General features: G+C 41.9%; 15 protein-coding genes. 9 read left to right on the forward strand and 6 right to left on the reverse strand.

Annotation, left to right across the window (positions count from 1 at the left end):
• The first annotated feature begins 61 nt into the window (after positions 1-61).
• Positions 62-1,708, forward strand: coding sequence for an alkaline phosphatase PafA (gene pafA / locus CHA01nite_RS15150; protein ID WP_146942849.1), 1,647 nt, complete (start codon positions 62-64; stop codon positions 1,706-1,708).
• Positions 1,709-1,948: 240 nt separating this feature from the next.
• Here the strand turns inward: pafA and CHA01nite_RS15155 are convergent, their stop codons facing one another.
• The 6 genes from CHA01nite_RS15155 to CHA01nite_RS15180 form a co-directional block, all read right to left on the reverse strand.
• Positions 1,949-2,257 (reverse strand): Crp/Fnr family transcriptional regulator, encoded by a 309-nt coding sequence (locus tag CHA01nite_RS15155; RefSeq protein ID WP_146942851.1) that lies wholly within the window; start codon positions 2,255-2,257, stop codon positions 1,949-1,951.
• 53 nt (positions 2,258-2,310) lie between these two features.
• The gene (locus CHA01nite_RS15160) at positions 2,311-2,547 is read right to left on the reverse strand and encodes a hypothetical protein (protein ID WP_146942853.1); all 237 of its coding nucleotides are present in this window, start codon (positions 2,545-2,547) and stop codon (positions 2,311-2,313) included.
• Between the two features lie 294 nt (positions 2,548-2,841).
• Positions 2,842-3,147, reverse strand: a complete 306-nt coding sequence (locus tag CHA01nite_RS15165; protein ID WP_146942855.1) for a barstar family protein — start codon at positions 3,145-3,147, stop codon at positions 2,842-2,844.
• A 128-nt stretch (positions 3,148-3,275) separates the two neighbouring features.
• The gene (locus CHA01nite_RS15170) at positions 3,276-3,677 is read right to left on the reverse strand and encodes a ribonuclease domain-containing protein (RefSeq protein WP_146942857.1); all 402 of its coding nucleotides are present in this window, start codon (positions 3,675-3,677) and stop codon (positions 3,276-3,278) included.
• 268 nt (positions 3,678-3,945) lie between these two features.
• Positions 3,946-4,737: an NAD(+) synthase gene (nadE, locus tag CHA01nite_RS15175; RefSeq protein ID WP_146942859.1), complete on the reverse strand. Its 792-nt coding sequence runs from the start codon at positions 4,735-4,737 to the stop codon at positions 3,946-3,948.
• A gap of 166 nt (positions 4,738-4,903) precedes the next feature.
• Positions 4,904-5,542 (reverse strand): leucine-rich repeat domain-containing protein, encoded by a 639-nt coding sequence (locus tag CHA01nite_RS15180; protein ID WP_146942861.1) that lies wholly within the window; start codon positions 5,540-5,542, stop codon positions 4,904-4,906.
• Positions 5,543-5,593: 51 nt separating this feature from the next.
• Between CHA01nite_RS15180 and gldB the strand changes: the two genes are divergently transcribed.
• The 8 genes from gldB to CHA01nite_RS15220 all read left to right on the forward strand — a co-directional run bounded on the left by gldB (position 5,594) and on the right by CHA01nite_RS15220 (position 13,927).
• The gene (gene gldB / locus CHA01nite_RS15185; protein WP_146942863.1) at positions 5,594-6,577 is read left to right on the forward strand and encodes a gliding motility lipoprotein GldB; all 984 of its coding nucleotides are present in this window, start codon (positions 5,594-5,596) and stop codon (positions 6,575-6,577) included.
• A gap of 333 nt (positions 6,578-6,910) precedes the next feature.
• Entirely contained in the window at positions 6,911-7,813 is a 903-nt protein-coding gene (locus tag CHA01nite_RS15190) for an ABC transporter ATP-binding protein (protein ID WP_146942865.1), read from the forward strand.
• Positions 7,814-7,818: 5 nt separating this feature from the next.
• Positions 7,819-10,020, forward strand: coding sequence for a thioredoxin-like domain-containing protein (locus tag CHA01nite_RS15195; RefSeq protein WP_146942867.1), 2,202 nt, complete (start codon positions 7,819-7,821; stop codon positions 10,018-10,020).
• Between the two features lie 31 nt (positions 10,021-10,051).
• On the forward strand, positions 10,052-10,378 hold the full coding sequence (gldC, locus tag CHA01nite_RS15200) for a gliding motility protein GldC (protein WP_146942868.1): 327 nt from the start codon (positions 10,052-10,054) through the stop codon (positions 10,376-10,378).
• Between the two features lie 121 nt (positions 10,379-10,499).
• On the forward strand, positions 10,500-11,639 hold the full coding sequence (locus CHA01nite_RS15205) for a cystathionine gamma-synthase (RefSeq protein ID WP_146942869.1): 1,140 nt from the start codon (positions 10,500-10,502) through the stop codon (positions 11,637-11,639).
• Between the two features lie 129 nt (positions 11,640-11,768).
• Positions 11,769-12,242, forward strand: a complete 474-nt coding sequence (locus tag CHA01nite_RS15210; protein WP_228458428.1) for a DinB family protein — start codon at positions 11,769-11,771, stop codon at positions 12,240-12,242.
• A 523-nt stretch (positions 12,243-12,765) separates the two neighbouring features.
• Positions 12,766-13,191 carry an IS200/IS605 family transposase gene (gene tnpA / locus CHA01nite_RS15215; protein WP_146942873.1) on the forward strand — a complete coding sequence of 142 codons (426 nt, stop codon included), beginning with the start codon at positions 12,766-12,768 and terminating at the stop codon, positions 13,189-13,191.
• A gap of 187 nt (positions 13,192-13,378) precedes the next feature.
• Complete coding sequence (locus tag CHA01nite_RS15220; protein WP_146942875.1) at positions 13,379-13,927, forward strand: L-threonylcarbamoyladenylate synthase; 549 nt, start codon at positions 13,379-13,381, stop codon at positions 13,925-13,927.
• Positions 13,928-14,087 lie beyond the last annotated feature (160 nt).

Below are 14,087 nucleotides of genomic sequence, written 5' to 3' on the forward strand. Positions count from 1 at the left end.
AAAACTTCACACACCGAAACTTTCAAAACCCGTAAATTTGTTTCCAATAAAAATTTAGCGGATGTTTAGGAAAATTTCGGTTGCGGCGGCCATAGGCCTTTCTGTAATCACAATCAATGCACAGAAGAATAAAAATACCCGGCTGGAAAGGCCGAAACTGGTGGTAGGCCTGGTGGTGGACCAGATGCGATGGGATTATCTGTACCGTTTTTACAACAAATATGGCAATGACGGATTTAAAAGATTACTGAATACCGGTTATTCTTTAAACAATGTACATATTCCTTATGTGCCTACCGTAACGGCTTTAGGCCATACCTGCATTTATACGGGTTCGGTTCCTGCCATTCACGGGATTGCCGGAAACGACTGGACGGATAAGGAAACCGGGAAAAATGTATATTGTACCACCGATGAGAGCGTACAGCCGGTAGGAACCACCAATGCCAAAATCGGGAGCCATTCCCCGAAAAACCTGTGGTCGACCACCATTACCGATGAGCTGAAGCTCGCCACCAATTTCCAGGGTAAAGTGATCGGGGTTTCCCTGAAAGACCGGGCGTCCATTCTTCCTGCAGGCCATACACCGAACGGTGCTTTCTGGTTCGACGATTCTACAGGGAATTTTATCACGAGTACCTGGTACATGAACGACCTTCCGCAGTGGATCAGGACTTTCAATGCCCAGAATCTTCCGGAAAAACTGGTGGCAAACGGGTGGAGCACTTTGCTGCCGATTGATCAGTATACGGAAAGTGCGCCGGACAATTCCTCGTGGGAAGGACTTCTGGGAAGTGCCAAGACCCCGACATTCCCATACAGCAACCTGGCAGCCGATTACCAGCTTAAGAAAGACAACATCCGTTATACCCCTTTCGGAAATACTTTAACTTTAAAATTAGCCGAAGCCGCTGTGGAAGGCGAAAAATTAGGCGGAGACGAGGTCGTGGATATGCTGGCAGTCAATCTGGCTTCCACCGATTACGCCGGCCATAAATTCGGTCCGAATTCTATTGAAGTGGAAGATGTGTATTTAAGGCTGGATCAGGATCTGGCGCAGTTCTTCAGCTACCTGGATTCCAAAGTCGGAAAAGGGCAGTATACGGTTTTCCTTTCGGCAGACCACGGCGGGGCGCATTCGGTAGGATTTCTGCAGGAACATAAAATAGCCACCGGATTTTTCGGTGACGGAATGGATAAAAACGTCAACCAGAAACTAAAAGAAAAATTCGGAGTGGATAAGCTGATCAATGCTGTAGATAATTACCAGATCTATTTCGACAGGAAACTGCTGAAAGACAACAATATTAAACTGGAAGACGTGGTGGATTTTACGGTAAAGGAAATCGAAAACGATCCGTCCGATCTGTATGCCGTAGCCGTAACGAAAGTTTCGGAAGCTACAATCCCGGAACCGATCAAGCAGAGGATCATCAACGGGATCAACAGGCAGAGAAGCGGGGATATCCAGCTCATTTCCCATGATTCCATGCTTCCCCCGTATTCGAAAACAGGAACTACCCACAGTGTATGGAACTCGTATGATGCACACATTCCTTTAATCTTTATGGGATGGGGAATCCAGCATGGGGAAAGCAGCAAGCCTTATTTCATGACCGATATTGCACCCACAGTTTCCTCATTGCTGAAAATCCAGTTTCCAAGCGGAAACGTAGGAAACCCGATCAGCGAAGCGATTGGAAAATAGGCCTCCCTTTTATAAAATCAAAATCCTTAACCGCCTGGGCAGTTAAGGATTTTTTTATGGCAGGTAAAGGTTTAATTAAATATAACGTTTGATTTGCTTGTATTAATTGATTTTCAGTCGATTACTGAATGAAGATTAGAATTCAGATCGTGAATCAGGATTTTAAGGTTGACAGGATCATTTCCATCATCCGGTTTTCCCCTTCCAGGCTGTTCATCCGGGTTCTGCTCCGATTGCACCTTAAATATAAATCTTGCTGTTATCGATTTTCAGCACTTCCTGTTTTTCCATTTTCTTGATGGCGCGGATCACCGTTTCGATCCGCATACCGGTAATAGAAGCAAGCTGCTGCCGCGTATAGGGGATCGGGAAAGAAAACTGCTCCTTAAAACCGAAGTGGGATTTGATGTGCCGCATCAGAATATGAAGTTTCGTTACCGGGTCCTTGAAGAAAAAAGGGGCTGATGTTACATACCGGTAATGCATTCGGTCTGCCGTAAAAGAATAGAGATTGAAGATAAGCTGGGGCTGCTGCAGCAATAGCTCCACAAACCTCACTTTTTCCAGCCGTATGATTTCGCAATCGGTGATGGCAATGGCATTTACCGCATATTTCTTGTCCGAAAAAAGGTACGTTTCCGCAAAACAATAACCATCAAAGGGAATCCCGTGGATAAATATTCTTTACCGTCTTCCAAAAAGCTGCTCAATTTTACTGTGCCGTATTTTATCTGAAAATAATATTTAGGGGTGCCGTCTTCTTCGATGATAAAGTCACCGGAGTGGTAATTTTGCAGTTCAGCTCCATAAGAAAACAAGAGGTTTTCTGAGATGATCATAGATTATTTTTAATAGTTGATTGTAGAAGCTAAAATTAATAAAATAACCCATTGCCGGAAAACGGAAAGATACCACATAGATGCCCCAAAAATGCCCTATATAAAGAGTTTTTAAGCTTTTTGCTTAAATTATGGAAAATTCAGGAGAAATAAAGTTTTTAAGAGTTCTGCTAAAATCATCAAACAGGATGGCTGTCGCATTTTAGGAAGGGATACGGCTGGTCCGGAAAACTACGGATTTAATAGAAAAAAGGCTGTCTGAAATTCTAAGACAGCCTGTATAAAAGTTGTAATTTAATCTTCTTCAGCTCCGTCTTCATCATCCTCATATTGCTCAAGGAAATAAGTGAAAGTGAAATCTTCCGTTTCGTCTTCCGCATCTTCAAGGGTGCTGAGAAGATCTTCAAATATTTCCAGCTGATCAACGGTCATATTCACGAATTCAAGATGGAGCGGCATTTCCACTCCGCCTCTAATAACATCCGAAAGCGCATCCAGATTGTCGCCGAAGTATTCCGGAAGCGGAAGCTTTTCTTTTAATTGGGCATAGAAGTCTTCCTCATCTCCTATGTCTGTAAAATCGATATATATTGTACTCATATTAAATTGAATTTCCGGTTTTTTCCTTTAAAACCGGTCTGTTTTTTTTATAGAAGCCGGTTTCTTTATCAGCAGGATTTCTTCCTGTACATTACTGATGAAACACGTTTTACCGGGCAATGGCAAAATTACTGCTTTTCAAAACTTTTATAATGGTTTTTGCTGAGGTAAACTTCACCGTCTTTTGTAAAGACGATCCGGTCGGCCTGTCTTCCTCCGCAATGATAATTAACATCCGCTTCAAAGTATTCTTTACCGTCGGGCAGGATTTTTTCCCGGTTGCCGAACCGGTCTCCGCCGATGGCTTTCCCCGGTAGTATTTCGCAAAGATCTCCTTTCGCAGGGTTCCAGCCTTGTTTCCGGGCTTCGTTTTTCGTTAGATAATAATCGGGTAAACGGCGATTCTGCTTTACGTACAGAACAACCCTTTTATCTTCCGTGAGCTGATCAACAGATTCCTGACCGGCAGGGTAGCTGCTACTGCTTCCACCGGAACTGCCGTATTCCACAACTGGTTTTACATGAGGCATCTCTTGTTTATCCGCAATAAAATTGTTGTAGATCTACATCACAGACATTCCGAAGAGAAGCCCGAGGCAAATGAAAAACAGCGATCTTATTTTACCGTTCATACTTTAATTAATTACCGATATAACAATATAACAATATAGCAATTTACCAATGTAACAGTTTGCCAAAGGGTTAATGAATAAATTTTAACCTTACTCCATCAATATATTCATCCGTTGTTGCAATGATCCATTGTTACACTGTTACATTGATCCATCGTTACATTATTCAGGCTCTCCATTCTTCCGGCACATCGCAGATCGGGATGGGAACCATTTTGTGTTTTGCCGCTTTATGCATCCGGTCGAAAATCAGGAAGACTTCCTTATCCCGCCCTTCGTAATCTTCAACAGCCTTCGTTCCGTATTCTTTCTGGATTTTTTCAAGTTCAGGATAAGAAGCACCGATCTGGTCTTCATCCGTTCTTTCCGCATCCCAAAGCCCGTCGGTAGGGATGGCATTCCGGATGCTTTCGATGAGATCAAGTCCTTTGGCCAGTTCATACACCTCTGTTTTATAAAGATCGGCAATCGGGGAAACATCCACGCCGCCGTCTCCGTATTTGGTATAGAATCCGATCCCGAAATCTTCCACTTTATTTCCCGTTCCGCATACTAAAAGTCCGTGAAGCTGGCCGAAATAGTATAAGTTCAGCATTCTGAAACGCGATCTGGTGTTGGCCAAAGACAGGTTTTTATTAGGGTTTCCTTCGGCATATTCATGAACGGACTGCTCAAAGCTTTCGAACACAGGAGTCAGATTTACCGTATGTGCCTTAACATTCGGGAATTTTTTCTTTAAATCAGCGATATGTTCCTGGGCACGGTTTACCTGGTCTTCCTTCTGGCGGATCGGCATTTCCAGCAATAAAACTTCAAGGCCTGTCATGGCACAGAGGGTGGACACCACACCGGAATCCACCCCACCGGAAACACCGATGACATATCCGTTTACTTTTGCTTTTACTGCATAATCTTTCAGCCAGTTTACAATATGATCGATAATCTTTTGGGTCTGCATTGTTTATATTTTTAGTCTGTTATTATTTATGAAATTCAAAATTAAAAATTTTGACGGGGTTTAACGATAGTTTTCACGGCTAAGTTCGTACCAAACGCAGATTCCGGCCGGTCCAATAATTCCCTGTTTTCTGAAAATACATCGTTCCGTTTCCGAGTAGATGTGCTTAAGGTACATCCAATCCGAAGATAACGACATTTGCCGGTCCTTTTTTAACGTCTTTTTCCATGATAGGATTGTCCATGAGGTTTAGGGTCTGAAGGACGGGGTTTGCGGAAATATCAAGTTTCTGGATCAGGTTATGTTCAAGATTCAGTTTTTTAAGACGTCTTAGCGAACTCACATCAATTGTTTTAATTTTATTTAAAGATACGGTTAACTGATTAATTTCCGGGGTAGAATTCAGGGAAATATTTTCAATCATATTGCCATCCAGGTATAATGAAGTCAGGCTTTTCAGGTTTTCTGCCGTAAAGACGGAAACTTTGCTGCCGGCACAGGAAATCAGCTCAACTTTATCCATATTTCTCATTGATATCCGGGAAATGTTATTCTGATCGAGAATAATCATCCGTGCATTTTTAAAATAAGAAACCTCTTCCGCAGAAGTAATGCCTTTGTTCATCAGAAATAAATTTTCAACCGATTCCGCTTCAGGCTGGCTTATTTTTCCGTCTTTGTTAAGGTCGTAATTTTCAAGAACGGCTTTCTCAAAATTTTTATCCTTAAAAGAAAGCTGCTGTGCCCTGGAAAAAGGGAATGCAAAAATAAAGAGCAGTAACAGAATAATTTTGTTTTTAATCATCAGGTTGTGTTTAAATCCTTATTTTTGTACACTTTAATTTCATGTAAAAATATGAAGATTTTCAGAATTATTGCCCTTTCCGCAGGATCCGTTTTAGGATTGAACTCCTGTAAGAAAGAATGCCGGAACCAGTGGAACGTAGAAATTACCGCTCCTGCCGAAAAAGTAGAGATTACCGATATTTCCAAAGAACTTTACAATCCGGGCGTTTCCTCGGAGCAGTTTAAAGCAAAATACCCGTGGTTCCAGGGAACGGTCAGTGATGCTGATTTTTCCAAAAGGCGGACGGATGCAGGCGAGATTAAGATCTACCGGGAAGCCATTGCCAAAATAGACCAGAAAAAACTGCAGACGGATCTGGAGGATATGTTCTCGCATATCAAATACCATTTCCCTTCCTTTAAAAGCCCGAAGGTCTTTTTATTTTCTTCCGCTCTGCAGATGGTGCAGGACCCGATCTTCTACAATGCCAAAGAAAACCTTCTGTTCATCGATATTACAGGCTTTATGGGCGATGGAAACCCCAATTACAAAGGGCTGGAAATGTATTTCCAGAAGTCTATGAATCCGAATAACATCGTCCCGAAAGTAGCGCAGATCTTCGCCGAAGGTTTTGTAAAAGAATCACCGGACCACCAGAAATTTATTGACATGATGATCCTGAACGGTAAAATCATGATTCTTAAAGATGCCTTCCTGCCGACTTATCCGGAATATCTGAAAATGAATTACACCCAGAAACAGTACGAATGGGCCGAAGCCAACGAAGCCAACATCTGGAATTATTTCGTGGAAAACAATTTGATTTTCGGGGATGATCACCGCCTGGAAGACCGGTTCATCGCGCCGGGGCCATTTTCAAAGTTCTACACGGAAATCGATAACGAATCCTCCCCGCAGATCGGAATTTTCACGGGATGGCAGATCTGTAAAGCCTATCTGAAAGAAAAGCCGGATACCAAACTTCAGGATTTCCTGAAAATGGACGGGACAATTATTTTCAACCAGTCCGGATATAAGCCGAAATTGAAATAATATTATATTAACATACATCTAAATAGAAAGTTAACAGGGCTGTAAGAGGGAGTCTGGATGCCTGAATCTCCTTTGGCTAACATTAAAGATATTACATACCAAAAGAAATCGTTTGTAATTCTGTTAATGAGTAACTCTGTTCAATCTTAATTCACTAATTGGCCTTATAATAATTAAAGTCAGTTCCAATCTATTCTAGTTTACGTAATATAAAGTATATAAACCTTCAGCGATGCCAGAAGGTTTTTTTTTATGAAGTTTCATGTTAATTTTACTACTTTGTATTGCATATTACTATTTATATTATATATTTGTGGTATTAAATAATAACCTATGGAAAATAGTATTGATATTCAGAACCTCAGTTTTGAATTTTCCAAAGACAAGCCGGTTTTGAAAAATATCAGTCTTGCGGTACCGAAGGGAAGTATTTTCGGATTCCTGGGAGCCAACGGAGCCGGAAAATCCACTACCATGAAAATGCTGATCGGAAGCATTCCCGATGAACGTAATGCCATCCGCATCTTCAACGAAAAACTGGACGTCCTTTATCCTGATGGCTTTCATAGAATCGGGAGCCTGATCGATACGGCCGCTTTTTATGACCATCTTTCGGGCTGGGACAACCTTCTGATAATCTCCGGGCTGAGAGACCTTCCGGTGTCCGAGTGTGAAAGGGTCCTGCATCTGGTCGGGCTTTGGGAAAGCAGGAACATGAAAATGAAACGGTATTCATTGGGAATGAAACAGCGGCTGGCAATTGCGATTACGTTACTGGGAAAGCCCGAACTGCTGATCCTGGATGAACCGGTCAATGGCCTTGACCCGAATGGTATGCTGGAAATACGCGAGCTGCTTATTAAACTGAATAAAGAAGAAGGCGTCACCGTTTTTATCTCGAGCCACCTGCTGCAGGAAATCGAAAAAATGATTACCCATCTGGCGATCATTTCCAACGGCGAAATCCGTTTTGCAGGAAGCATGAAAGACCTGAACGAACGTTACCGCTATAACCGCATCCGGATCGGATTGAATGATGCTCCGGTATTCATCACTGAAATCCCGGAAAATTACTCCCCGAAATTGCTGGATGAAACCGCCATTGAAATTACGGCGGAATCGAAAGAAGCCATTACCGCCCTCATAAAAAAGCTGGTGATGAAAGACGCCGGGATTTTCGAAATTAAGAACAGTGCCGGGCTGGAAGAATGGTTCATGGAAATCACTAAAAACTAAAAACAATGAAAAAACTACTAAAGACAGTCGGTACGGAATGGCTGAAGATTAAAGGATTAGGGCTCGTATATATGGCCGTTGTTTTGGGAGGCCTGCTTCCTCTGCTCGTTTATGTGCCTTCATTTTTTGTACAGGAAACCGTTCCGGAAGGAACACTGAAGTTTTCCGTTTTTGAAGAGTCGATCGGAGGGGATCAGTTAAAATATTTTGTCTTTTTCATATTGCCGCTGCTGCTGATTATTGTCGCCAACAGGATTGCGCAGACGGATCATAAGAACAACGGATGGCAGCTGATGGAAACGCAGCCGGTAAGCCGCTGGCAGCTTTACCTTTCAAAATACATCGTTATCGTCGTGCTGGGGTTGATGTGTATTGCCTCTTATTTTATTTTCAGTATCGTCATGGCGGCGGCAGATTATCTTATCCATCCGAATGAAGTTAAGCTGTTGGATTTTGACATGATCTGGGCTATCAGGACCTGCCTCAGGATCTGTATCACCATTTTAGGGATCGCCGCCATCCAGCTTTGTGTTTCAGTAGCATTTCAGGGATTTGTATGGTCCTTTCTGATCGGCTCCCTCGGGATTGCTTCCAATATTGCGGCGCTTATTCAGAAACAGTCGTTCTTTTTCAATCCTTACGGCTCTTTGTATACGTTCTGGAATGCACCTGAGATCAAAGACCTGAATACTTTTATTTCACATTCCGAATACATGAGTGTTTTCTGGATGGTGATATTCCTGGTGATCGGCTATTTCTGGTACCGCAGGAAAGGTTTTAAAAATGCTTTCGGAAAAACTAAAAAACAAGCCGTTATTTCCTTTGCGTTATTTGCAGCCGGTACAGGACTGCTGTATTTTATCCAGCAGCCCAAACCTTATCAGAGCGGTGCGGAAGGAGTAATTCTTAAAGGAACTTTAGATACTGACCTGACGGTGGATTCCGTAAAAATCTTTACATCGGATTTTCACAAAAAAATCGGAGCTGCACCTGTGGTTAACCATACATTCAGCTGGACTACCGAAAAACGGCTTCCCACGGATGAATATCTTGTAGAGATCGGAAATAAAAAACTGGTGCTGATCATGGGAAGCGGCGACTGGTTCGATCTTGATATTAAATTCAACGATACCGATATGGTAACCTATATCAAATCAAACCGCAAGGCCGATCAGAACTACCGCGAAAAAAGAAGTTCCTTCGGCAGGGATTTTACTTATGCGCTGGAAGATCAGGCATATACCGGTGATCCGGCAAAATTCTATGAACTCGCTCAAGACGACTGGAAAAAGAACAAGCGGATTCTGAATGCCTTTGCCGATCCCGCGAACAACGCGCTTTCCGAAGAATATAAAGACTACAGAAAACAGCTGATGGCCATCCAGTACCTCAATGAGATCAGCAATTACAGGAAAATGACTTCCTGGACCGATCCGAAGTTTGCACCGCCGAAGGATTTTGTAGATGAGCTGAATGCCAATATCCAAAAGCCGTCTCAACTTTTAAGCAAAAATGAAAATTACCTGCAGTTCAGGCTGGATCGACTGCTCACCGATAAAGACCAGTCGGTAAATGCAGACAGCATCCTTTTTGTAAAAATCAATAAACTTCCCAGGGGGCTGCAAAAAGACCAGCTGCTGGCGAGGCATCTGGCCAGGACACTGGAACTTCAGACTGACAGTTTATCCAGAAACAGGCTGTTTGCTTCGGAAATCAATAACGTTAAGAATACCGATTACCGCAATAGGCTGTATTCTAAACTGGAGCAGATTAACATTTCTCAGAAAGGGGCCTCCTTTCCGGATCTCCGTTTCCTGAATGATCAGGGGAAAGCCGTAAATCTTTCGAAATTCCGCGGAAAATACGTGGTCATCGATCTCTGGGCAACCTGGTGTGCGCCTTGTAAACAAATCCGTCCTGTTTTCGAAGCAAGAAATAATCAGTATAGATATTATCAGAATCTTCAGTTTATTTCGATAAGCACCGATCAGAACCAATCGAAATGGAAGAATTATCTGAAGACTAAACCGTCCGGTATTCCCCAGTTCTGGCTGCCAGATGCAGAAAAATTCATGGCTGACTACAAAATCCAGTCGATTCCGAGATTTATCATCATTGATCCGGAAGGAAAAATATTCAACCTGAATACGCCGTTTCCGGATGAAGATAACTTTGTAGAAGTTTTGGATAAGCTGAAGAAATATTAACTTTGCACCAAATTAGAAACAAATAGAAGTTATGAGAAAAACTCAGATTACGATAGATGTAGAACTGGACGAAAACCACATCCCGGAAAACATTACCTGGAACGCACAGGACGGCGGAATAGAAAAGGAAGATACCAAGGCCACCATGATTTCCGTCTGGGACGAAAAAACGATGGAAGCATTGAGAATAGATCTCTGGACGAAGGAAATGCCGGTGGACCAAATGAAGATGTTTATCCACCAGATCCTGGTTTCTTTAGGAAATACCTATCAGAGAGCAACAGGTGAAGAAGATGTAGCCCAGTGGCTGGAAGAAATAGCAGAAGAGTTTGCGGTAAAATCTGCGATAAAAATGTAAAAGCTGCAGGCATTTGGCGACAGGCAACTAACCTTCAGAAATGCCTGCAGAATAATAATAAATTTTTTGGCATAAGGTATATAGCTAAATGCCAGAAGCAATAAGCTAAAAGCAAATTATTATGAATTTCAATACAAAAGTAATACACGGTGGCCAGCACCACGAATCGGCGACAGGTTCGGTGAACGTTCCTGTTTTTTTAACCTCAACTTTTGCACAGAAAAGCCCGGGCGTCCATTCCGGATACGAGTATTCCAGAGCAGCGAACCCGACCAGACAGGCTTTGGAAGATTCCCTGGCGAGCATTGAAAACGGAGCCAGAGGACTGGCGTTCGGATCAGGCCTTGCAGCCATCGACTGTGTCCTGAAATTACTGAATCCCGGTGACGAGGTGGTAGCAGTAGACGATTTATACGGCGGAACGTACCGGATGTTTACGAGACTTTTTGAAAAATACCAACTGAAGTTTACCTTCGTGAATTTTGATGATGTTTCGAAAATCGCGGATGTGATTACCGGTCAGACGAAACTGATCTGGGTGGAAACCCCGACCAACCCGCTGATGAAGCTGGTAGATATTAAAGCAGTGGTGGAAATTGCAAAAGGAAAGGATATCCTGGTAGCCGTAGACAATACGTTTGCGACACCTTACCTTCAGAGACCGATTGATCTGGGAGCGGACATCGTGATGCACTCTGCAACGAAATATTTAGGCGGCCATTCCGACGTAATCGCCGGAGCTTTGGTGGCGAAGGATGCTGAACTGGGTGAAAAACTCCACTTTATCCAGTTTGCGAGCGGCGGGATTTTAGGGCCTCATGATTCCTATCTGGTTCTGAGAGGAATTAAGACGCTGGCCTTGAGGGTTCAGAGACATTCTGAAAACGGGATGGCCGTTGCCAGATATCTTGAGTCCCATCCGGCTGTAGACCAGGTAATCTATCCGGGACTGGAATCCCACCCGCAGTACGAACTGGCAAAAGCCCAGATGAGAGATTTCGGGGGAATGGTTTCCTTTACCTTCAAGTCCGGTAAAAAAGAGGATGCGATTAAGTTCCTGGAAAAAGTAAGGGTATTTACGCTGGCTGAATCTTTAGGTGGCGTAGAATCTTTAGCCAATCATCCGGCTCTGATGACCCACGCGTCCATTCCTGCAGAGAAACGCGCAGAACTTGGAATCACCGATGACCTGGTGCGTTTAAGCGTAGGAATCGAAGATGCGGAAGACCTCATCGCCGATCTGCAAAAGGCATTTGCGTGATTAATGTAACAATGTAACAATGTAACGATGTAACGGTCTATTAATATTGTTAAACTGTTATATTGATACATTGCTATATTATTTAATAGATAAATGATGACTGATTTTCAAAAATACATACAGCGCTATTTGGATTTAATTCCTTCCGAAAACTGGCCGGAAGAATTAAAAAAATCCGGTGATAAAACCGCAGATGTTTATTCAAAGCTTTCAGAAGAGCAATCGCATTTTGCGTATGCGGAAGGAAAGTGGACCTTGAAAGAACTGCTTCTGCATCTTTCCGATACCGAAAGGGTCTTTCAGTACCGGATCCTGGCCATCGCCCGGGGCGATAAAAATGAACTGCCCGGTTTCGACGAAGAAAATTATGCCAGAAATTCTTATGCGAACAAAAGAAGCCTGAGTTCCCTGCTGGAAGAATATCGGTTGGTAAGGAAATCTTCTCAGATACTGCTTGCAACATTGAATCCTTCGGTTTTAAATAATATCGGAACTGCCAATGGAAATCAGATCGTTGCAGAAACCATCGGCAAGCTGATTGTAGGACATAACCTGCATCATCTGAATATTATTGAGGAACGGTATCTGCCGGAGTTATTATGAAATTAATAAAAAATAAGCTCATTATAATCAGTTTATTGATTTATATACTTTCCCTTTTCTGTAATGCTTTTAAAGTTATACAGACTAAAGAAATTAGAAATTATAGTTCTTTTGAACTTTTATTAGTTGGTTGTATAAGTTTCTGGGTGGTGGAATTTTGGAATGCTTTATTTGGTCAGCAAATATTTGGTTTTTTCTTGTGATAACCTGTTTATTTTTCAAGAAGTTTGTTGCTTCAATTATTATAGGCATCATTGCATAATCAATTTCGGGATCTTTTATGTTTTGGAAAACAGTATTGGTCTCAAAAAGTGGAAGAGAAGCTAATATTTACAGTCTAGAAACTGGTTATTTTTTATGGATGACCTCAATTTTGTTTTTAAAATTTTCTTCAATATATCTGAGAATTAAAAATAATATAAATATCAATAGGAACGGGCTTTAGCCCGTTTTCCCTGTAAAGCCGTACATTTGGCTTTAGCCAAATTTAAAAATAATTTCTATTTTTGGTAAAAAAGCACAAATGCCCTTTATTAAAATTTATATCCATCTCGTTTTTTCAACGAAAAACAGAATTCCTTTTTTAAATACTGCCGAATTAAGGGTGAAAGTTTGGAAACACATTAAAGAAAATGCTGCGGAAAAAGGAATTTATGTAGATATGGTCAATGGTTTTTCAGATCATTGCCATTGCTTGATTTCTTTAGGTTCAAACCAGAATATAGAAAAAATTGTTCAGTTGATCAAGGGGGAATCTTCTTTCTGGATAAATAAAAATCAATTGATTTGGGAGAAATTTGCCTGGCAGGATGAATATTTGGCTGTTTCCGTTTCCGAATCCATGCTAGAGCCGGTACGGAATTACATCAGGAATCAGGAAGTTCACCATACAAAACAAACTTTTACAGAAGAATATCTGAAATTTAAGGAGAAATACAACTTTGAATAAATTTTGGCTAAAGCCGGTGGAATGATGCTCTTTGTTAAACGGGCTAAAGCCCGTTCCTATCGATAATAGATACAATTACAACCGGAAGCTTCTATTTTCATTCTCTGTTTTTAAAACAATTCATTTGGCAAAAGCTTACAGAATTTTTATCTTTGAAAACCGGCCTGATGTCCGGGATTACTGAGTTATGGAGAACATTGTCAACCTATTAAAATCCGGCGGCACGATTCTGTACCCTACCGATACGATCTGGGGAATCGGATGCGACGCCACCAATATAGAAGCCGTCAACAAAATTTTTGAGATCAAGAAACGGGAAAAAAATAAATCCATGATCATCCTCGTGGAATCGGAGAAGAGGCTGCAGGACCTGGTGGATGTTCCGGAAATGGCCTGGGAAATCATCGACCTGAGCGAAAAGCCGGTAACGATTGTTTATGAAAAGCCGCGGGGCCTGCCGAAAGAACTGCTGGCGGACGACGGAAGCATCGGAATCCGTCTCGTAAAAAATGATTTCTGCAAAAAACTGATTACAAAACTTAACAAGCCGCTAGTCTCCACTTCTGCTAATTTCAGTGGGGATAAAAGTCCGTTGAAATTCTCGGATATTTCCCCGGAAATAATAGGTTTGGTGGATTACGCCGTTGAGGAAGACCGCGAAAAAGTTTCGGAATATTCAGGATCTTCGGTAATCAAGATCTGGAATGACAACAGAATAAAAGTGCTCCGCGAATAAAAATAAAAGATTTAATTATCTTTGCAGCATCATACAACCATTAAGAAGCCGGAGCTTTGGTATTTAACCTGAATATCCGGATTCTTAATGGTTTTACATTAGATAGCGGAATAAAGGCTGCCTTTGGTATTGTCATCCGTGATCTGTAAACTATTATTTA

This window comes from Chryseobacterium hagamense (assembly GCF_007991455.1).
In the GTDB taxonomy this organism is placed as follows: Bacteria; Bacteroidota; Bacteroidia; order Flavobacteriales; family Weeksellaceae; genus Chryseobacterium; species Chryseobacterium hagamense.

Excerpts from the sequence above, each read along its gene's own strand:
- nadE (WP_146942859.1), bottom strand. The coding sequence starts at position 4,737 with ATGCAGACCCAAAAGATTATCGATCATATTGTAAACTGGCTGAAAGAT.
- tnpA (WP_146942873.1), top strand. The coding sequence starts at position 12,766 with ATGCCCTTTATTAAAATTTATATCCATCTCGTTTTTTCAACGAAAAAC.
- CHA01nite_RS15170 (WP_146942857.1), bottom strand. The coding sequence starts at position 3,677 with ATGCCTCATGTAAAACCAGTTGTGGAATACGGCAGTTCCGGTGGAAGC.
- gldB (WP_146942863.1), top strand. The coding sequence starts at position 5,594 with ATGAAGATTTTCAGAATTATTGCCCTTTCCGCAGGATCCGTTTTAGGA.
- CHA01nite_RS15205 (WP_146942869.1), top strand. The coding sequence starts at position 10,500 with ATGAATTTCAATACAAAAGTAATACACGGTGGCCAGCACCACGAATCG.
- CHA01nite_RS15180 (WP_146942861.1), bottom strand. The coding sequence starts at position 5,542 with ATGATTAAAAACAAAATTATTCTGTTACTGCTCTTTATTTTTGCATTC.
- CHA01nite_RS15165 (WP_146942855.1), bottom strand. The coding sequence starts at position 3,147 with ATGAGTACAATATATATCGATTTTACAGACATAGGAGATGAGGAAGAC.
- CHA01nite_RS15190 (WP_146942865.1), top strand. The coding sequence starts at position 6,911 with ATGGAAAATAGTATTGATATTCAGAACCTCAGTTTTGAATTTTCCAAA.
- gldC (WP_146942868.1), top strand. The coding sequence starts at position 10,052 with ATGAGAAAAACTCAGATTACGATAGATGTAGAACTGGACGAAAACCAC.
- CHA01nite_RS15160 (WP_146942853.1), bottom strand. The coding sequence starts at position 2,547 with ATGATCATCTCAGAAAACCTCTTGTTTTCTTATGGAGCTGAACTGCAA.
- CHA01nite_RS15220 (WP_146942875.1), top strand. The coding sequence starts at position 13,379 with ATGGAGAACATTGTCAACCTATTAAAATCCGGCGGCACGATTCTGTAC.
- pafA (WP_146942849.1), top strand. The coding sequence starts at position 62 with ATGTTTAGGAAAATTTCGGTTGCGGCGGCCATAGGCCTTTCTGTAATC.
- CHA01nite_RS15195 (WP_146942867.1), top strand. The coding sequence starts at position 7,819 with ATGAAAAAACTACTAAAGACAGTCGGTACGGAATGGCTGAAGATTAAA.